Here is a 20,009-nt window from a genome sequence, read left to right on the forward strand (position 1 = left end):
CACCTTGTGGATAGTAAGGATCGCTATGACGGATCTCGCCAGAGAAGTTACCCCGGTCAACATCGAAGACGAACTCAAGCAGTCATACCTGGATTACGCCATGAGCGTAATCGTCGGGCGGGCGTTGCCGGATGTGCGCGATGGCCTCAAGCCGGTGCATCGCCGCGTGCTGTTCGCCATGCACGAGCTGAACAACGATTGGAACAAGGCCTACAAGAAATCGGCCCGTGTGGTCGGTGACGTGATTGGTAAATACCACCCCCACGGTGATTCTGCGGTGTACGACACCATCGTGCGGATGGCGCAGCCTTTTTCCCTGCGCTACATGCTGGTGGATGGCCAGGGTAACTTTGGTTCCATTGATGGTGATTCCGCTGCTGCCATGCGTTACACCGAAGTGCGTATGGCCAAGATCGCCCACGAGCTGCTGGCGGATCTGGACAAGGAAACCGTGGATTTCGTCGACAACTACGACGGCACGGAACGCATCCCCGATGTGATGCCCACCCGAGTGCCTAACCTGTTGGTCAACGGCTCTTCCGGTATTGCTGTGGGCATGGCCACCAACATTCCGCCCCATAACCTGGGCGAAGTGGTGGATGGCTGTTTGGCACTGATTGATGACGATAGCCTCACTCCGGATGACTTGATGGAATATATCAAGGGTCCAGACTTTCCCACTGCCGGCATTATTAATGGCCGTGCGGGGATTGTGCAGGCTTACCGTACCGGTCGGGGCCGCGTTTATATGCGCGCCCGTGCGGAAATTGAAGCCACCGACAAGAGCGGTAAAGAAGCCATTATCGTCAATGAGATTCCGTATCAGGTGAATAAGGCGCGGCTGATCGAGAAGATCGCCGAGCTGGTGAAAGACAAGAAAATCGAAGGCATCACTGAACTGCGCGACGAGTCTGATAAAGAAGGTATGCGCATCGTGATTGAGCTGCGCCGTGGCGAAAATGCTGAGGTAGTGCTTAATAACCTGTATCAACAGACCCAGATGGAGTCGGTATTCGGTATCAATACCGTGGCTTTGGTAGATGGCCAGCCGAAGATTCTTAACCTGCGTGAACTGTTGGATGCCTTTATCCGTCACCGCCGGGAAGTGGTGACTCGTCGAACCGTTTATGAATTACGTAAAGCCCGCGAAAAGGCCCACCTGCTGGAAGGCCTGGCGGTTGCTCTGAGCAATATTGATCCGGTTATCGAGCTGATCAAGGCTTCACCCAGCGGCGCCGAAGCCAAGGCCAAGCTGTTGGACAAGGGCTGGAAGCCCGGTGACGTGCTGCAAATGTTGGAGCGTGCCGGTGGTGAAAACGCGGCGCGCCCGGATGGCCTGGATGAACAATATGGCCTGGTTGATGGCCTTTATCACCTGAGCCCGGAACAGGCCCAGGCGATTTTGGACCTGCGCTTGCAGAAGCTGACCGGTCTGGAACGGGAAAAACTGATCAATGACTATCAGGAGCTGCTGGAGCAGATCGCTGAACTGCTGAAGATTCTCGGTAACCCCGAGCGTCTGATGGAAGTGATCCGCGAAGAACTGCGGGCGGTCCGTGAAGAATACGCTGATGAGCGCCGTTCCGAGATCGTTGCCTCCCGTCAGGACTTCAGCATGGAAGACCTGATTGCTGAAGAAACCGTGGTGGTGACCCTGTCTAACGGTGGCTACGCCAAAATGCAGCCCATCGACACCTACCGTGCCCAGAAGCGTGGTGGCCGCGGCAAGTCTGCGGGCCAGCTCAAAGATCAGGATTATGTGGAGCACCTGCTGGTAGCCGGCACCCACGATACCCTGTTGCTGTTTACCAATGCGGGCAAGGTGTTCTGGTTGCGTACCTTTGAGTTGCCTCAGGGGGGCCGGGCATCGCGTGGCAAACCAATTGTGAACCTGCTGCCGGCATTGGGTGCTGACGAACGTATTACCGCTATTCTGCGTCTGGACGCCGACATGGTGCGCCAGCAGAAAGCCGGTGGCGAAGAAGACATTGTTGATGTAGATGACGCCGCTGACGTAATCGAAGACGAGACAGATAGTGAGGTTGAGGTTGAGAGTGAAGTCGAGGCGGTGACCGATACTGTTCCCGGACCCTTTATCTTCATGGCCACGTCCAGCGGTATCGTTAAGCGGACCGCCCTGGCCAACTTTGCCCGTCCACGCAGCTCCGGTTTGATTGCGGTGAAATTGCAGGAAGGCGAGCACCTGGTAAACGTGGCCATTACTCAAGGCCACGAAGACATCATGCTGGTTGCCCGCAACGGTAAAGCCGTGCGTTTCCATCAGTCCAAAGTGCGTGTTATGAGCCGTCTGGCTCGTGGTGTGCGGGGTATCAAGCTGGCCGAAGGGGTGGACGTTATTTCCCTGATTGTGCCGGAAGAAAATGGCCAGATTCTTACCGCCTCTGAGCACGGTTATGGCAAGCGTACCCCGCTCACTGACTATCCCACCAAGGGGCGTGGCGGCCAAGGTGTGATTGCCATGGTGATCAACGAGCGAAACGGTGAGCTGGTGGGCGCCACTCAGGTGTTTGGCGAAGAAGACATCATGCTGATTTCTAACCAGGGCACCTTGGTGCGTACCGGTGTAAATCAGGTGAGTACGTCTGGTCGTAACACTCAGGGTGTTCGCTTGATTCGCTTGGCCGATGGCGAGGCATTGTGCGGTCTGGCTACTATTCCTGAGCTGGAAGGTGTCGAAGAAGAGGACGGCGAAGCCGATGAGGTGCTGGACGGTGAAGCAACCCCAGAAGCGCCGAAATCAGACGCTTCGGACGACGCCGAGGAATGAGTCTGTAGGAGCACCATTTGAGGCGCGAATTTTCTCATTCAAAGGAGGGTTTGCATCTTGAAAGGGGCTCTTGCGCGGCTTTAAACCTGCTTTGTTGTTATACCCAAGCCCGGTGTTACCGGGCTTCTTTGATTAACCGGTTTTGTACTTTTAATTCAGTCACGGAGAAATATGCATGTCCCGCGCCTATAACTTCTGCGCAGGTCCGGCGGCATTGCCGCAGGCAGTACTCGAACAAGCCCAGCAGGAAATGCTGGATTATCGGGGTCTGGGTCTTTCCATTATGGAAATGAGCCATCGCGATAACGTTTTTGTAGAGATTGCCGAGCAAGCCGAAAAAGACCTACGCGACCTGATGGGCATCAGCGATGATTACGCTGTGCTATTTCTGCAGGGCGGGGCGTCCAGTCAGTTCGCCATGGTGCCTATGAATTTGTTAGGCGATGGGGAAACGGCGGATTATATCAACACCGGACAGTGGTCCAAAAAGGCCATCAAGGAAGCTGGGCGCTACGGCAACATCAATGTGGCTGCCAGCAGCGAAGACACTAACTTCTCCACGGTGCCGCTCCAGGAAAGCTGGAATCTCTCTGATAATCCGGCCTATGTGCATTATTGCCCGAATGAAACGATCGGTGGTCTGGAATATAGCTTTGTACCGCAAGTGGGGGATACCCCACTGGTAGCGGACATGAGCTCCACTATCCTTTCTCGTCCGATAGATGTGAATCAATATGGGCTGATCTACGCTGGCGCGCAGAAGAATATCGGCCCCGCCGGCCTTACTCTGGTGGTTATTCGTAAGGATTTGCTTGGCAAGGCAGCAAACAATGTTCCGGCCATGCTCAATTACCAGACCCATGCGGACAATGACAGCATGTACAACACACCGCCGACCTTTGCTTGGTACTTGTCTGGCTTGGTGTTCTCCTGGCTTAAAAAGCAGGGCGGTGTGGGCAACATGGGCGAAATCAATCAGCGTAAGGCGGAAAAGCTGTACCATTTTATTGATCACAGCGGCCTTTATAGTAATCCGGTAGAGGTGATCAGCCGCAGTCGTATGAATGTGCCTTTTGTTCTGGCAGATGATCGCCTCGACAAGCCATTTTTGGATCAGGCTCAGGCGGCTGGGCTGTTGAACCTCAAAGGCCACCGTAGCGTGGGAGGCATGCGCGCCAGCATCTACAATGCAGTGCCCGAAGCGGCGGTGGATGCACTGATCGACTTCATGGCAGAGTTTGAAAAGAAGAACGCTTAAGCGCTTCATGTAGCACGCACCACACCCTGCTTGATGTGTTGGTGCCGTCGCGAAGCACAGTGATTGTTTGGAAGGTGGGTAAAACAATGAATTTGAACGGTCGGCGCCAGATCGTAACCAACGCTCCCACGCTTATTCGCGTGTTGCGGGAAGGGCGCCGCGTGCTTGCGAGGTCAATATGACCAATACCTTGGACGACTTGCGTAACGAAATTGATGAGCTGGACCAGAAGCTTCAGGACCTGCTCAACCAACGCGCGGCCTTGGCGCATAAGGTGGCGGAAGTGAAGACGGCCACGGACCCGAACCCGGTTTTCTATCGCCCAGAGCGTGAAGCTCAGGTGCTGCGCCGGGTGAAAGAGCGTAATCAGGGGCCGCTGGATGGCGAAACCATGGCGCGTTTTTTCCGTGAAGTGATGAGCGCATGCTTGGCACTTGAACAACGCATGAAGGTCGCGTTTCTTGGACCGGAAGGCACGTTTACCCAGCAGGCGGCGCTTAAGCACTTTGGCCATGCGGTAGAAAGCCTCCCGCTGGCTGCCATCGATGAAGTGTTCCGCGAAGTGGAGTCCGGTGCGGCCAACTACGGTGTGGTGCCAGTGGAAAACTCCACCGAAGGGGTGGTGAATCACACCCTGGATACCTTCATGACCTCCAGCCTGAAAATCTGTGGTGAAGTGGAGTTACGCATTCATCATCACCTACTGGCCGGGGAGCATACCCGCCAGGATAAGGTGACGCGGGTCTATTCCCACCAGCAAACTTTAGCCCAGTGTCGCCAGTGGCTGGACGCCCATATGCCCGGCGTGGAGCGTATTGCTGTTAGCTCTAACGCAGAGGCTGCGCGCCGCTTGAAAGACGAGTGGAATGCCTTGGCCATCGCTGGGGAAATGGCGGAAGAGCTGTATGGGCTTACTGCGGTGCAGCGCAATATCGAAGATCGCCCGGACAACACTACCCGATTCATCATCATTGGGCGTCAAGACACTCCGCCCTCAGGCTGTGACAAAACCAGCCTGATGATCAGTGGCAAGAATCGCCCAGGGCTGCTCTATGAGGTCTTGTCACCTTTCCGGGATGAGGGCATCAACCTGACTCGCCTGGAGTCTCGACCCTCTCGCACCGCCAACTGGAGCTATGTGTTCTTTGTGGATTGCGAAGGCCACAAAGAAGATGACACCTTGCAGGCGGTGCTGGATAAACTAGAAGCCGCCGGCAACACCATCAAGCTGCTGGGTTCGTACCCCAAGGCGGTGTTGTAACCTGCCCTTTGGCACCGTAATCCCGGTGGGAGCCGTCGTTCGCCCATGATTGTTGGCCTGGGTGCGCTTTCGTGGTCGGGCGACCGCTCCCACAGTTCAAGGAGTCAACAATGACCTGTGACTACATCAAACTCGCCAACAGCGGTGTTCAGCAACTCAAGCCCTATGAGCCCGGCAAGCCCATTGCCGAGCTGGAGCGGGAGCTGGGCGTGACCGATATCGTCAAGCTGGCGAGCAATGAAAATCCGCTGGGCCCTAGCCATAAAGCGCTGCATGCGCTGCGCCATCTGGATGATCTGCATCTGTATCCTGATGGAGCCGGGTTCTCCTTGAAAGCCGCGTTATCGGAAACGTTGGGTGTGGCGAGCAACCAGCTGACGCTGGGGAATGGTTCCAACGATATATTGGAGCTGATTGCCCGCGCCTATTTGCAGCCCGGTGATGAGGCGATTTTTTCCGAATATGCCTTTGCCATTTATCCTTTGGTAACGCTGGGCTGTAGCGCCAAACCGGTACAGGTCTGCTCGAATCTTTATGGCCATGATCTGGCGGCAATGGCTGACGCCGTCACTGAACGTACCCGCGTAATGTTCGTTGCGAATCCGAACAACCCCACCGGTACTTGGTTCAACGCCCATGCGCTGGATGAATTTTTATCGCGCATTCCTGAGCGTGTGATTGTGGTGTTGGATGAAGCGTATTTTGAATACGTGGAAGAAAGCCATTACCCAAACGGCATCGATCGGTTGCAAAAATACCCAAACCTGGTGGTAACGCGAACCTTCTCTAAAATTCATGGCCTTGCGGGTTTGCGTGTGGGCTATGGGGTATCCAACCCGCAGATCGCCGATGTGCTCAATCGTATCCGTCAACCGTTCAACGTGAATACGCCGGCCATGGTGGCAGCGCAAGCGGCGTTGTCTGACGAAGACCATCTGGAAAACTCACGCAGTGAAAATACCAGTGGTTTGGTACAGATCGCGGAAGGCTTGCTGACGCTAAATCTTGAGCAGATTCCTTCGGTGGCCAACTTTATTGCTTTTGATTGCGGGCGAGAAGCCATGCCGATCTATCAAGGTTTGCTCAAACAAGGCGTCATTGTGCGGCCTTTGAGCGGCTACGGCATGCCCAACCACCTTCGCGTCACCGTGGGCACCAGTCGTGAAAATGAGCGCTTCCTTGATGCGTTGAAACATGTGCTCAAGGAAATGGCGAATGAATAGGCCCCAACCTTTTTTGGGCGCCCTTGTGGGGGCGCCGTTCAGGGCGTCAACCGTACCGGTAATGGCGGCTCACAACGTGGTTCACACCCCGAAACGCGTTCCTGTAGAGAAACGGGAATGCCGTGATGCCTGAGCCTTTGTTTAATCGTATTGCGGTGATTGGCCTTGGCCTGATTGGTGGCTCCTTCGCCGCCGCTGCCCGGGAAAATGGCCTGGCGCGTTCCATTGTGGCGGGCTCTCGTTCTGCCCGTACCCTAGAGCAAGGCATTGCTTTGGGTATTGTCGATAGCGGCAGCCAGGATTTGGCAGAGGCTGTGGCCGGCGCCGATCTGGTGTTTGTTTCTACCCCAGTATCCGCCATGGGTACGGTGCTGTCGGCATTGAAGCCGGGGCTGTCGAACGGAGTTATCGTCACCGATGGGGGTAGCGTGAAAGGCAACGTGGTCAATGCGGCCCGCGATGCTCTGGGCGCCCACTACGCCCGCTTTGTGCCAGGACACCCCATTGCAGGCAAGGAAAAAAGCGGCGTAAGCGCGGCGGATGCGCAGTTATATCGTAATCACCGGGTGATTCTGACCCCCACGGATGCCACCGACCCAGCGGCCACCGCCAGTGTCCGCGCCCTGTGGACGCGCATGGGGGCGGAGGTGCTGCAAATGACGCCGCATTATCACGATCAGGTGCTGGCGGAAACCAGCCACCTGCCGCATCTGCTGGCGTTCTCTCTGGTGGATACGCTGGCCAGACAGGGAGATTCCACCGAGATCTTCCGCTATGCTGCCGGCGGTTTTCGCGACTTCACCCGCATCGCCAGCTCCGACCCGGTGATGTGGCATGACATTTTTCGTGAAAACAAGGCGGCTTTGCTGCAGGCGCTGGGACAGTTCAGCGATGGTATCGATCGCTTCCGCCAGGCGGTGGAAAACGAGGATTCCGATGCCCTGATGGGCATCATGACCCGGGCCAATACGGCGCGGGCCCATTTTTTGGCCATGAACGGGCGCACCTCTTATACCCGCGCCCATAGTGTTCAGAGTGTAGGTGACGACACAACCATGACAGACAATACTCACGCCACAACCAACCCCACTTTTGTGGTGGCTCCCGGTGGTCAATTGCAGGGGCGCCTGCGCGTGCCGGGCGATAAATCCATGTCCCATCGCTCCATCATGCTCGGTTCGCTGGCAGAAGGCGTTACTCAGGTGGAAGGGTTCCTGGAAGGGGAGGATGCGCTTGCCACCTTGCAAGCTTTCCGTGACATGGGAGTAGTGATTGAAGGGCCTCATAACGGCCAGGTCACTATCCATGGCGTGGGCTTGCATGGCCTCAAAGCTCCCGAGAAAGCCTTGTACATGGGTAACTCAGGCACCTCCATGCGGTTACTCACCGGCTTGCTGGCGGGGCAGTCCTTTGATGTGGAGTTGACCGGGGATGCGTCCCTGTCCAAGCGCCCCATGGAGAGGGTGGCCAAGCCGTTACGCGAAATGGGGGCTCAGATTACCACCGGTACAGACGGTCGCCCGCCAGTGCGTATTCGTGGTAGCCAGTCCCTTAAAGGCTTCCATTACGACTTGCCCATGGCGTCTGCTCAAGTGAAATCAGCGGTGCTATTGGGCGGGCTCTATGCTGATGGCGAAACATCAGTAACGGAACCGGCGCCTACCCGTGATCACACTGAACGCATGCTGGGTGGTTTTGGTTATGAAGTGCGTCGAGACGGCGCCACCAGTGCACTGTCCGGTGGCGGCAAGCTCACTGCGGGCAAATTGGAGGTGCCCGCGGATATCTCCTCTGCCGCCTTTTTCCTGGTGGGCGCTTCCATTGCCGCTAACAGTGAAGTGACGCTACCGCACGTGGGGATCAACCCTACCCGGACCGGTGTAATCGATATTCTCAAGCTGATGGGTGCGGATATTCGCCTGGAAAACCAGCGCGATGCAGGCGGTGAGCCGGTGGCGGATCTGGTGGTTAACGCCGCTCAGCTCAAGGGTATTGAGATACCCGAAGCGCTGGTGCCTTTGGCCATTGATGAATTTCCGGCCATTTTCATCGCCGCTGCCTGTGCCCAGGGCGACACGGTGCTGCGCGGAGCAGAAGAGCTGCGAGTGAAAGAATCCGATCGTATTCAGGTGATGGCCGATGGCCTTGCTGCGCTGGGTGTGAGCCACGAAGTGTTTGACGACGGTATTCGTATTACCGGTGGTGAGTTTGGTGGTGGGGAGGTGCAGTCCCATGGTGACCACCGCATTGCCATGAGCTTTGCCATGGCGGCCCTGCGCGCCACTGGCCCCATTACTATTCATGATTGCGCCAACGTGGCCACCAGCTTCCCCGGGTTCGCCCAGTTGGCGACCCATGCAGGCCTGAAGCTGGAGGTGAAATGACCCCGATTTTAACCATTGATGGGCCGGTATCCTCCGGCAAAGGCACGGTGGCCCGGCGGGTGGCAATCCGCTTGGGGTGGCATCTTTTGGATTCCGGTGCGCTGTACCGTGTGCTTGGCTATCATGCTAGAAATCAAGGGGTTGCCCTAGACGACGAGCCTGCATTAATTGCCCTTGCGGAAGACTTGCCAGTACGGTTTGTGGAGCAGCAAGGCAATACTGCGGTGATTCTTGCGGGCGAAGATGTATCCAATATCATCCGCCAGGAAAGTGTCGGCGAATTGGCCAGCCAGGTGGCGGTATTGCAGCCTGTGCGAGACGCACTATTGGCCCGTCAGCGGGTTTTTGCGGAATCACCCGGTCTGGTGGCCGATGGCCGTGACATGGGAACCGTGGTGTTTACCTCCGCACCGCTCAAAATTTACCTGACTGCCAGCGCTGAAGAGCGCGCCAGACGGCGTTTTGAGCAGTTGAAGGAAAAGGGCTTTGGTGCTACCCTCCCGACCCTCGTCGAGGACATCCGCACCCGGGATGACCGTGACATGAACCGGGAGGTGGCGCCGTTGCGCCCGGCAGACGATGCCGTGGTGATTGATTCCACCACCCTGACGGTTGATGAAGTGGTAAACCGGATTCTTGATGAGGCTGCCGCACGCCAACTGGTGTAACGGTAGCGCACATTTCGTTAGCGCCCTTCGGTGGACCGCCATCGTGGGGTAACTCTGTGTTAAGCGGCCGATCTGCTCAACCCTGAAAAAGTAAGCCAGCTGGGGAAGGGCGGATCTCATCTATTGACTAACCCATGTCTGCTGGTTGGCATGTGCGAAAACTGAGTGAATTTAATGACTGAATCTTTTGCTGATCTCTTTGAAGAAAGCCTAAAGGACCTGGACGTTGCCCGTGGCTCCATTATCAAGGGTACGGTTGTATCCATCGATAGCGATTGGGTAACCGTTAACGCAGGCCTGAAATCTGAAGGCATTATTGCCCGTGAAGAATTCCTTAACGAGGCAGGCGAGCTGGAAATAGTCGAAGGCGATGAAGTAGATGTTGCCGTAGACGCCATCGACGATGGTATGGGCTTCACCCGTCTGTCCCGTGAAAAAGCCAAGCGCGCCGAAGTTTGGGGCGAGCTGGAAAAAGCTTTCGACGAAGACGAGATCGTAAAAGGTATGATTTCCGGCAAGGTGAAGGGTGGCTTCACTGTGGACATCGGCCCGATCCGCGCTTTCTTGCCTGGCTCACTGGTTGATATTCGTCCGGTTCGCGATGTTGCGCATCTGGAAGGCAAAGAGTTGGACTTCAAGGTCATCAAACTCGATCCCAAGCGTAACAACGTAGTGGTTTCCCGTCGTGCCGTGATGGAAGCAGAGCACAGCGCAGAGCGCGAGCAACTGCTGGAATCCCTGCAGGAAGGCATGGAAGTCAAAGGTATCGTGAAGAACCTGACCGACTACGGTGCGTTCGTAGATCTGGGTGGTATCGACGGCCTGCTGCACATTACCGACATGGCTTGGAAGCGTATCAAGCACCCGAGCGAGATCGTGGAAGTGGGTCAGGAAATCGACGTTAAGGTGCTCAAGTTCGATCGCGAGAAGATGCGTGTTTCCCTGGGTCTCAAGCAGCTGGGCGAAGATCCGTGGCACGATATCGTGGGCAAGTACCCAGAAGGCACCCGCGTGAAAGCCAAGGTAACCAACCTGACCGATTACGGCTGCTTTGCCGAAATCGAAGAAGGTGTGGAAGGCCTGGTTCACGTTTCCGAAATGGATTGGACCAACAAAAACATTCACCCGTCCAAGGTTGTAGAGATTGGCGACGAAGTGGAAGTGATGATCCTGGACATCGACGAAGACCGTCGTCGTATCTCCCTGGGTATCAAGCAGTGTCAGTCCAACCCGTGGGATGCCTTCGAAGAGAAGTACCAGAAAGGCGAGCGCATTAGCGGCAAAATCAAGTCCATCACCGACTTCGGCATCTTCATTGGCTTGGAAGGTGGGATTGATGGCCTGGTGCACTTGTCCGACATTTCCTGGGAAGAGCAGGGCGAAGACGCCGTGCGTAACTTCAACAAGGGCGATGAGCTGGAAACCGTGGTACTGTCTATTGATGCAGAGCGCGAAAGAATTTCCTTGGGTATCAAGCAGTTGACAGATGATCCGTTTGCTCAGTATGTTGCTGCAAACGACAAGGGAACTATCGTTAAGGGTGTAGTGAAGGCAGTAGACGCGAAAGCGGCTATTGTTGAGCTGGCTGAGAACGTTGAAGCCACCCTGCGCGCCAGCGAAATTAGCCGCGACCGCGTTAACGATGCGACCGAGGTGCTTAAGGTCGGTGACGAGGTGGAAGCCAAGATCACCAACGTTGACCGTAAGAACCGTGTTCTCAGCTTGTCCATCAAGTCCAAGGACCAAGCTGATGAGCGTGAAGCCATCGAAGGCCATCAGGAGCAGCAAGACGCCAACGCTCCGAAGACCATTGGTGACTTGATCAAGAAACAAATGGAAAGCAGCAACGAGTCATAAATGGCTCCTCCCGGGGGCCGGCATCGCGCCGGCCCCACTGGGCTGGGAGCCCAGGGAGTAAGCTGTAATGGCATTAACCAAGTCAGAACTGATTGAGCGCATCGCCGACCGGCAAGCGCAGCTGTCGCCCAAGGATGTGGAACTGGCAGTAAAAACATTGATTGAACAAATGGCCGATTCATTGGCCGGCGGTGGTCGCATTGAAATTCGCGGCTTCGGCAGTTTTTCCCTCCATTTCCGCGCCCCACGAGTGGGTCGCAATCCTAAAACCGGTGCCAGTGTTGAGCTGCACGGTAAGCACGTTCCTCACTTCAAACCTGGTAAAGAGCTGCGTGAGCGGGTCAACGAATCGCTGAGTGCAGATTCCGGCGTAGATGTTGATAATAACGGCAGTAACGGCAATCAAGCTGCCGCCAGTTAGTGTTGCCTGGCTTTCGAGCCTGGCCAGAAAAGGACGTTTCTGATGCGAAACCTTTACCGGATTTTGGTGATCTTGGCTGTTGTGGCCATTTTCCTTATCGCTTTTCTTTTTGTTACCAGCAATCGTGACCTAGTAATGATCGACCTGTTAGTGGACTCCTGGCAATGGCAGGTTTCTTTGGGTGTGCTGGTGATCTCTGTGTTGGCAATCGGCCTGTTGGTTGGACTGTTGGCGGGGGTTGGCCTGCGAGGTATCAAGGGCCTGTTTTCATGAGCGAATCGTTGTGGCTGATTCCGCTATTTTTTGTAGCGATTTCTGCCGGTTTTTTTATGGGGCGGCGCGAGAGCAAGCGCCGCCAGCGCCGCCGCATGGCTTCCTTGTCCAAGGATTATGTGGCCGGTATCAATTTCTTTCTCAATGAAGAGCCGGACAAGGGTATTGAAACCTTGCTCAATGGCTTAGATGCGAGTGAAGAAGGGCTGGAAACCCATCTGGCCCTGGGCAAGCTGTTTCGCAAGCGAGGCGAGTTTGACCGCGCCGCGCAGCTGCATACCCACCTGCTTGAACACGGCGACTACGGCCGCAGGGTACAGGAAGAAATTCAGCTGGAGCTGGCCCAGGATTATCTGGCCAGTGGCATCTTTGATCTGGCCGAACAAGTATTGCTGGAAATGCTGGACCAGGACTGCCAAGCAAAGGATGACGTTTGCGAGCAGTTAATGGGCCTGTATGAACAGGAGCGTGACTGGGTCAACGCCATCAGCATGGGCGAGCGTCTGCTCAAGAGCCGTGCGAACTTGGCGCCAGTGCTGGCGCAGTTCTGTTGTGAACAGGCGGACAACCTGCGCCGTGATGGTGATACCAACCCGGCCCGCCGGATGCTCCGCCGAGCGCTCTCGTTTGATAACCAGTGCGTGCGCGCTAGCCTGGCCGAGGGTGATCTGGAAATGATCGAGTCGCATTGGCAGGCGGCCATCGATGCTTTCCAGCGGGTGTGGACCCAAGACAGCGATTTCTTCGATGAAACCCTGGAACGCTTGCGGCAGTGTTTTCAGCATCTAGAGAAAGAAGAAGAATTTATTCAGATGTTAGCCGATTACAGCGCCGAGAAACCCAGTACCACGCGGATACTGCTGCTCTCGGAAACGCTCAAAGAGCGTTATGGCGACAAGGAAGCGGCAGACTTTATTCGTGAGTATATGAAGGCCAACCCGTCAGTGCGTGGGCTTAACCGCATTATCGACATGAGCCTAGCCAGCACCGCAGAGGGCGAAGCCCGTGAGCATCTGGATATGCTCAAGCAGGTGTCGGAGAAGTTACTCAACGACAAGAGCCTGTATAAGTGCCGTCGTTGTGGTTTTGAAACGCCGCTGATGCAGTGGCGCTGCCCAAGCTGCAAACGCTGGGGCACCATTAAGCCGGTGGTGAAGGAAGCATAGCCACACGCTACAACGCGAAACAGAGTATCGCTCGGCTTGCAGCTCTTGGCCGTGAATACTTTGTGTCCTAACTGCGTGACCAACAGACAATTCGGTTTCGCTATATTTTGTCGCGTTGCGGTGAGCACCCCCGACTTCTTGAACCGCTATCTCGCAACACCTAACATACCTGCGCTCCCACACCTGAGGATTCCCCCATGACGATTTCCAGCCCCGTTATTGTTGCTTTGGATTACCCGGATGCCGCTCATGCTCTGGCCATGGCGCAACAGCTGGATCCGGCCAAGGTGCGGGTGAAAGTGGGCAAGGAAATCTTCACTCGCAGTGGCCCGGCGGTGGTGGACTCCTTGCACAAGCTGGGGTTCGAGGTGTTTCTGGATCTGAAATTTCACGACATTCCCAACACCGTGGCAGGGGCTGTGGCGGCAGCCGCAGACATGGGGGTATGGATGGTGAACGTGCACGCCAGCGGCGGCCAGCGGATGATGGAAGGCGCAGCTAATGCCATTGCCAACCATGTCCAGCGCCCACATCTGATTGCGGTGACGGTGCTCACCAGCATGGATGATAGCGATTTGGAGCAGGTGGGCGTTGTCGATGTGCCCAAAGTACAGGTGCAGCGGCTGGCAGAATTGGCGAAAGCGTCGGGGATGGATGGTGTGGTTTGTTCAGCCCAAGAGGCGGGGCTCTTAAAGCAAGCCTGTGGCCCCACCTTTGAACTGGTGACCCCGGGTATTCGACCGCAAGGCACCGCGGCAGGAGATCAGCGCCGGGTGCTTACGCCGGTACAGGCTCGTGATGCCGGGGTGGATTATATGGTGATCGGTCGGCCCATCACTCAGTCGGAAACGCCTACGGACGTAGTCGACGCTATACTACACAGCTTGGCATAACTGGCTTACAGCAGCATTTGCCGTTGACGGATAACAGCGGTATTCCTCCCTCTTTAAGGTGACATCTCCATTCAGAATAAAATTAAGGAGATTTCACATGAAAAAATATTACATTGCTATTCTGCCTCTGTTGATGGCGTTGGTGATGCCCGCTTGGGCTGCCGATCTGCAGGCTGCTTCCGGCCCGGAGGCAGCCAAAACCGACACCGGTTCTCAAGCGCAAAGTCACCCCATCAACCTGAATACGGCGGACATGGCCGAACTGGAACAATTGAACGGGGTCGGCCCGAAAACGGCCCAAGCGATTATTGATTTCCGTAATGCCCAGGGCAGCTTTACCAGCCCGGATCAGTTGTTGGCGATTAAAGGTATTGGCGAGCAAACACTGGCAAAAATGCGCGATCAGATTGTGGTGCAATAACAATACCACTTGGGGCATACACCCAGGCCAAGGTGCCGCAGCCAGGGACGAGTTCCTGGCTGCGGCTGAGCGCGTTCATCAGGGGTGCGGTTCGTTATCCTCATCGTTCTGAGGATCGATGGCGCTGATATCTTCAGCGCGATCCACGTCAGGCTCAGGCCGTGGCGCCTTGGGTGGTACAGGTTCACCCTCAGGCTCTGATTTATCTTCGTTGTTTTCCTTTTCTTCTTTTTTCTTGCTGGCTTTTTCAGCCTGAGCTTCCACTTCCTCGGTGCTCTTCACTTCACCGATTCGAAACGCCGCGAACCCGGCGTGAACCACCTGGTTCACCGCCATGCCTAGTACTCGCCCGTTATAGGGGGCGATAATGGCGCTGCCAGTATTGCTGATCGGGTCGGTCACGGTGCCCAGTATCTGTCCTTTTTTTACTTTGTCGTTCAGTTCCACCTCAGATAGCAGAATTCCGCCCTGGCTTGCGCGGATCCACTCTGATTCGAAAAATACCGGCTGTGGCGCACTCCAAAACCGGCTGGCTTTGCGCATTTCCAGGTTTTCCAGCAGGGTTTCTATGGCCTGTACACCATAGTTCACCGCTTGGGTTTCCAGCCGGTTCGGGCCGCCGGCTTCCATGGTTACGGCGACAATACCCTCTTTCACCGCCGCATCACGGAGCATGCCGGTCACCCCAGGGCTGTGCAGTACGGTCATGCCGCCAAAGTGTTTGGCGAAAGCGACCACGTCCTGATTGTCTAAATCGGCACGCAGTTGGGGCTGGTTAACCCGCTTTTGGGAGCCTGTATGCAGGTCTACCAGGTAGTCGCAGTGGCTGACGATGTTTCCGAACAACGAGTGGGCGACACGGCTGGCTGCGCTGCCATCCTTGTTGCCGGGGAAGTAGCGGTTCAGGTCGCGGCGGTCGCTCAGGTAGCGGGTGCCGCTGCGAAAACCGTCCAGATTAACAATGGGAACGCCGATCACAGTACCGGCCAGTTCGTCAGGCTCCAGTTCGTACATGAGCCGCCGAACCATCTCAATACCGTTTAACTCATCACCGTGAATAGCGGCGGTGAGGCACAGCGTAGGGCCGGGTTTCTCGCCATGGGCGACGAGCACCGGGACCGGAGTGGCGATGGAGGCAAACGACTGATCCGGAGTCCAGTGCAGGGTAGCGAAGGTGCCGGGCTGCACCGTCTGGCCAAGCAGTGGTAGCGGGTCTGGCCCCGCAGGTTCAGCTTCGCCTTCGGCCTCGTCGGTATCAGCGCCATCGGTGTTTGAGCTCGCTGCCCGATGGAGGGGGTTATTCGGTGCGTCCGCATCGGTCTCTTGTTGCCGCTCCAACGCTCGCTCTTCGTCTTCCACCTCGGTGGCCCAAACGGGTTGGGCCAGAGTGGCCAGTAATGACAGGGTGCCCAGCGTTATCCATGACAGAGGTTTGTGCACAATGGCTCCTTGGATAGTGTTGTCCGTGTTCAGGGCCGCCGCGCTGCGCCAGTGCTAGCCGAGCTGGTCCAGTTCATCCCAGCGGGCAAAGGCCTCTGCCAGCTGCTGTTCCAGCTCGCTTTGCTGCGTTTGTGCAGCACTGATTTGCGCCGCGTCACCCTTGTAAAAGTCTGGGTCAGACATGCGGGTTTGTACCGCATCCAAGTCCGTTTCCAGTTGTTCAATACGAGCAGGTAATTGTTCCAGCTCCCGTTGATCCTTGTATGACCGTTTTTTGCGCGGTGCAGCGGGTTTATCCGCCGTGACCTGCTTGGCGGCTTTGACGGCTTTTTCCCGCGTGGGTTCCGGGCGCTGGCGTAACCAGTCCTGATAGCCGCCCACATAGTTGTTCAAGCCACCGTGTTCGAAAACCAGAGTGGAGGTCACCACATTGTCGATGAACTCACGGTCGTGGCTGACGAGCAGCAGAGTGCCCTGGTAATTGATCAGCTGTTCTTCCAGGAGTTCCAGAGTTTCTGCATCAAGGTCGTTGGTGGGCTCATCGAGTACCAAAAGATTGAATGGCCTGGTGAATAGTTTGGCCAGTAAAAGGCGGTTGCGTTCGCCGCCTGAGAGCGATTTCACTGGTTGGCGGACCCGAGCGGGGTCGAATAGAAAATCTTGTAAATAGCCGATTACATGTTTGCTTTGGCCATTCAGGTTAATGACATCGGAGCCTTCCGCCACGTTGTCGATAACGCTTTTTTCTTCGTCCAAGGTATCGCGTAGCTGATCGAAATAGGCCACCTGTAACTGGGTGCCCTGTTTAACAGTGCCACTGTCCGGGGTCAGCCTGTCCAGTAGCAGGCGGATCAGGGTGGACTTGCCACAGCCGTTGGGCCCGAGAATTCCCACCCGGTCGCCACGCATCAAGGCCACGGAAAAATCCCGCACAATCTGTTTGCCGCCCACGGCATAACTGATGCTATCGGCCTCCACCACAATCTTGCCGGAGTTATCGCTGCTTTGGATGGTCAGGCTGGCGGTGCCCGTGCGGCTGCGACGCTGGGAAAATTCATCGCGCATGGTTTTCAGGGCCCGTACCCGGCCTTCATTACGGGTGCGGCGGGCCTTGATACCCTGGCGAATCCATTTCTCTTCCTGGCTAAGTTTTTTATCAAACTCGGCGTTGGCCCTTTCTTCCGCATCCAGTGCTGCCTGCTTGCCGCTTAGGTACTTTTCGTAACTGCCGGGCCAGCTGGTCAGCTTGCCCCGATCCAGCTCGATAATACGAGTGGCCAGGGAGCGAATGAAGGCCCGGTCGTGGGAAATAAAGACCAGCGTTGTGCCGACGTTTTTCAGAAATTCTTCAAGCCACTGGATGGATTCCATATCCAGATGGTTAGTGGGTTCGTCCAGAAGCAGGATGTCCGGGTCTTGCACCAGTGCCCGGGCCAGCAGTACGCGCCGCTTCATACCACCAGAGAGGCCAGCGAAAGGCATGTCGCCGTCCAGGTTGAGCTTGGAAAGCACCGTATCCACCCGTTGGGACAGCTGCCAGGCACCACGGGCCTCAATTTCGCTGCTAAGCTCTTCAAAACGGGCCAGAACCTTGTCGTCTCCGTCGCCCAGATGGTGCACCAGTTCTGCGTGCTCGCTAAGCAGGGCGCCTTGTTCACCCAGCCCCTCGGCCACCATGAAATGCACACTGTGCTCTTGGTCGTCTGGGACTTCCTGTTCCAAGCGAGCCACACTTAGCCCCTGAGTCTTCTCGATCTGGCCGTCATCGGCCTGGATTTCCTCGGCGATGACCTTCATCAGAGTGGACTTGCCGGCACCGTTTCGGCCGATCAAACACAGCCGCTCCCCCGTGTCGATGGATAGGTTAACGTGGTCCAGCAGCGGTTGTTGTCCGTAACTGAGTTGAATGTCGCGAAGCGTGAGTAAAGGCATACAGTCGGTTGGTCAAATATGTGAGTATTAAGGGCCAGGCTGCAAGCGACCAGCCACAAGTTATAAGCCGCCATCACGCGTCTATAGCATTCAGCGTTTATCTGCGCGTACGGATAGGGTGCGCAGAACGGGGCGATGATGAAGGCACGATATATTTGTGTGCTTTGTCGCTTGAGGTTGGTCGCTTGCAGCGGCTTATTGAACGCACAGTGTAGCAGCTTGTTACGGGCGTGTACTGGTCGTTGGGCCTTGGCCTGGGCAGTATGGCGGGGTAAAAAATTGCAGGTGGCTATGGCTTGCCACTGGACAAGATAGACTAAGAAAGGGAAGGGGAATGTCGGAATTTCTGCGTGAGCGCTACGAAGAAGTGGACCTGACGCCGGGGCAGGGCAAAATCACAGCGACGATTTCCATCGGCCTAGGGTCGCTGGCGCTGTTAGGCAGCTTCTGTTTTCTTTATCCGGAACTGTTCACTACCCCGGAGTTTCGGGTTTTCTATAATGCCGATGTGCTGCGCATTGCCCTGTTTATTGGTATCGGGATTGGTTTTACTTGCGGTTTTTTCAGCGTTTTCCGGCATCAGGAACGGCGTTACGGCATCATCGGTATGGTGCTGGCCTGCATGGCTGCATTGATCGGCTCCGGGCGGGTGGATATGCCGCCGGTGGATGGCCGCAGCCTGTATGCCGGGCTGGACTATTTTATCTTGACCCTGCTGGTACTGGGGCTGGTGTTTATTCCGCTGGAGCGCGCCTTCCCGAAAAACCAGGAGCAGAAGACCTTGCGTGGTGGCTGGGTCACCGACATGAAGTATTTCCTGTTTAGCCATGTGGGACTGCAGCTGATCAGCTTCTTTACCGTTATCCCGATTCAGGTATTTCTGCATGACAAGGTGAATATCGGTTTTCAGCAGACCATTGCGAGCCAGCCCTTGTGGCTACAGTTCATCGAAATCCTGATCGTAATCGATTTGGGCAGCTACTGGATTCACCGTGCTTTCCACGAGGTGCCCTGGCTGTGGAAGTTCCATGCGGTGCATCATTCCACCACCCAGATGGACTGGCTGGCATCCTCGCGTCTGCATGTAGTGGAAATTCTCGCTAATCGGTTTGTTGGCTACCTGCCAATTTTTATTCTCGGTTTTTCGCCCTCGGCCGTGTATGCCTACCTGGTGTTTGTGTCGTTCCACGCCATCTTTATTCATGCCAATGTGCGCTTCCGTTTCCCGGGCGTGCGCTGGCTGATCGCCACCCCGGAATTTCATCATTGGCATCATTCTTCAGAAGACGAAGCAGTGGACAAAAACTACGCCGCCTTCCTGCCCATCTACGATAAACTGTTCGGCACCCTGATCATGCCGGATCGGCTCGCCGGTGAGTACGGTACCCGTGCCAGCACCCAAGTACCCGAAGGGGTGGTCAAACAGTTCCTGTTCCCGTTTCGCCGGGGGTAAAACAATTTCACCCAAAGGGCATAGGGAGCACACAAAGAAAACGTTCCAAGTGTGCTCTGTACCTTCTGTGGTTAGCAAGGGTTTGATATGGATGACATCGTAGACATGCTGCGCGAATGCCATGACGGCGGCCTAATCGCCTTGGAGCTACCAGACGAAGACCGGCTGGTAGAGATTGAAGAACAGCTGTTGATCTCATTGCCGGCGGACTACAAGGCGTTCCTGCTTAGTGCCAGTGATATCGTGTGTGGCAGCCTGGAACCTGCCACAGTGATGGACGATTACGCCCACAACTTCCTCCCGGAAATGGCCGCTAATAGTTGGAATCAGGGCTTGCCGCGCTACTTGATTCCCGTCTGTGAGACTCCCAATGGCATCTACGCCATGTCACAGGAAGGTGAAGTGGTGCTGTGGCAGCCCGAGCAGGGGATCAACGAAGACGAGGTATGGGGTAGCATTTGGCAATGGGCCAGAGAGGTCTGGCTGGAAAGTTAAGCTCGCGCCATCAAAACGCGCCCGGTAGGTATTTCCTTCCAGAGATGAGCCCCAGCCTAAGCGAAGAAAAAAGGGG

General features: G+C 55.9%; 16 protein-coding genes. 14 read left to right on the top strand and 2 right to left on the bottom strand.

Translation table 11 applies throughout. The annotated features are described in order from the left end of the window. Positions 1-25 precede the first annotated feature (25 nt). From gyrA to ABNH10_RS10580, 12 genes are all read left to right on the top strand, one after another. Positions 26-2,788, top strand: a complete 2,763-nt coding sequence (gene gyrA, locus ABNH10_RS10525; RefSeq protein ID WP_349385885.1) for a DNA gyrase subunit A — start codon at positions 26-28, stop codon at positions 2,786-2,788. 175 nt (positions 2,789-2,963) lie between these two features. Further along, complete coding sequence (gene serC, locus ABNH10_RS10530; protein ID WP_011589031.1) at positions 2,964-4,046, top strand: 3-phosphoserine/phosphohydroxythreonine transaminase; 1,083 nt, start codon at positions 2,964-2,966, stop codon at positions 4,044-4,046. A 178-nt stretch (positions 4,047-4,224) separates the two neighbouring features. After that, a complete protein-coding gene (pheA, locus tag ABNH10_RS10535; RefSeq protein ID WP_011589030.1) occupies positions 4,225-5,307 on the top strand; it encodes a prephenate dehydratase in 1,083 nt (360 codons plus the stop codon). Between the two features lie 110 nt (positions 5,308-5,417). Further along, positions 5,418-6,530 carry a histidinol-phosphate transaminase gene (gene hisC / locus ABNH10_RS10540; protein WP_011589029.1) on the top strand — a complete coding sequence of 371 codons (1,113 nt, stop codon included), beginning with the start codon at positions 5,418-5,420 and terminating at the stop codon, positions 6,528-6,530. A 125-nt stretch (positions 6,531-6,655) separates the two neighbouring features. Further along, positions 6,656-8,914 carry a bifunctional prephenate dehydrogenase/3-phosphoshikimate 1-carboxyvinyltransferase gene (locus tag ABNH10_RS10545; RefSeq protein WP_349385886.1) on the top strand — a complete coding sequence of 753 codons (2,259 nt, stop codon included), beginning with the start codon at positions 6,656-6,658 and terminating at the stop codon, positions 8,912-8,914. Continuing rightward, positions 8,911-9,582 (top strand): (d)CMP kinase, encoded by a 672-nt coding sequence (cmk, locus tag ABNH10_RS10550; protein WP_349385887.1) that lies wholly within the window; start codon positions 8,911-8,913, stop codon positions 9,580-9,582. Before ABNH10_RS10545 ends, cmk begins: the two co-directional genes overlap by 4 nt. Positions 9,583-9,756: 174 nt before the next feature. Next, on the top strand, positions 9,757-11,439 hold the full coding sequence (gene rpsA, locus ABNH10_RS10555) for a 30S ribosomal protein S1 (RefSeq protein WP_011589026.1): 1,683 nt from the start codon (positions 9,757-9,759) through the stop codon (positions 11,437-11,439). Between the two features lie 67 nt (positions 11,440-11,506). Continuing rightward, a complete protein-coding gene (gene ihfB, locus ABNH10_RS10560) occupies positions 11,507-11,860 on the top strand; it encodes an integration host factor subunit beta (protein ID WP_349385888.1) in 354 nt (117 codons plus the stop codon). A gap of 42 nt (positions 11,861-11,902) precedes the next feature. Then, positions 11,903-12,133, top strand: a complete 231-nt coding sequence (locus tag ABNH10_RS10565; RefSeq protein WP_011589024.1) for a lipopolysaccharide assembly protein LapA domain-containing protein — start codon at positions 11,903-11,905, stop codon at positions 12,131-12,133. Beyond that, positions 12,130-13,299, top strand: a complete 1,170-nt coding sequence (lapB, locus tag ABNH10_RS10570) for a lipopolysaccharide assembly protein LapB (protein ID WP_349385889.1) — start codon at positions 12,130-12,132, stop codon at positions 13,297-13,299. The genes ABNH10_RS10565 and lapB overlap by 4 nt, the downstream gene beginning before the upstream one ends. A 197-nt stretch (positions 13,300-13,496) precedes the next feature. Further along, a complete protein-coding gene (gene pyrF / locus ABNH10_RS10575; protein WP_349385890.1) occupies positions 13,497-14,192 on the top strand; it encodes an orotidine-5'-phosphate decarboxylase in 696 nt (231 codons plus the stop codon). A gap of 97 nt (positions 14,193-14,289) precedes the next feature. Beyond that, positions 14,290-14,613: a ComEA family DNA-binding protein gene (locus tag ABNH10_RS10580; protein ID WP_349385891.1), complete on the top strand. Its 324-nt coding sequence runs from the start codon at positions 14,290-14,292 to the stop codon at positions 14,611-14,613. A gap of 78 nt (positions 14,614-14,691) precedes the next feature. Here ABNH10_RS10580 and ABNH10_RS10585 read toward each other — a convergent pair whose 3' ends face one another. Both ABNH10_RS10585 and ABNH10_RS10590 read right to left on the bottom strand, forming a co-directional pair. Beyond that, a complete protein-coding gene (locus ABNH10_RS10585; protein WP_349385892.1) occupies positions 14,692-16,053 on the bottom strand; it encodes a succinylglutamate desuccinylase/aspartoacylase family protein in 1,362 nt (453 codons plus the stop codon). 54 nt (positions 16,054-16,107) lie between these two features. Next, positions 16,108-17,985 carry an ATP-binding cassette domain-containing protein gene (locus ABNH10_RS10590; protein WP_349385893.1) on the bottom strand — a complete coding sequence of 626 codons (1,878 nt, stop codon included), beginning with the start codon at positions 17,983-17,985 and terminating at the stop codon, positions 16,108-16,110. 334 nt (positions 17,986-18,319) lie between these two features. Here ABNH10_RS10590 and ABNH10_RS10595 point away from each other — a divergent pair, with 334 nt between their 5' ends. Both ABNH10_RS10595 and ABNH10_RS10600 read left to right on the top strand, forming a co-directional pair. Then, positions 18,320-19,438 (top strand): sterol desaturase family protein, encoded by a 1,119-nt coding sequence (locus ABNH10_RS10595; protein WP_349385894.1) that lies wholly within the window; start codon positions 18,320-18,322, stop codon positions 19,436-19,438. Between the two features lie 87 nt (positions 19,439-19,525). After that, on the top strand, positions 19,526-19,933 hold the full coding sequence (locus tag ABNH10_RS10600; RefSeq protein WP_349385895.1) for an SMI1/KNR4 family protein: 408 nt from the start codon (positions 19,526-19,528) through the stop codon (positions 19,931-19,933). Positions 19,934-20,009: the final 76 nt, after the last annotated feature.

Source organism: Alcanivorax sp. (assembly GCF_040119285.1).
In the GTDB taxonomy this organism is placed as follows: Bacteria; Pseudomonadota; Gammaproteobacteria; order Pseudomonadales; family Alcanivoracaceae; genus Alcanivorax.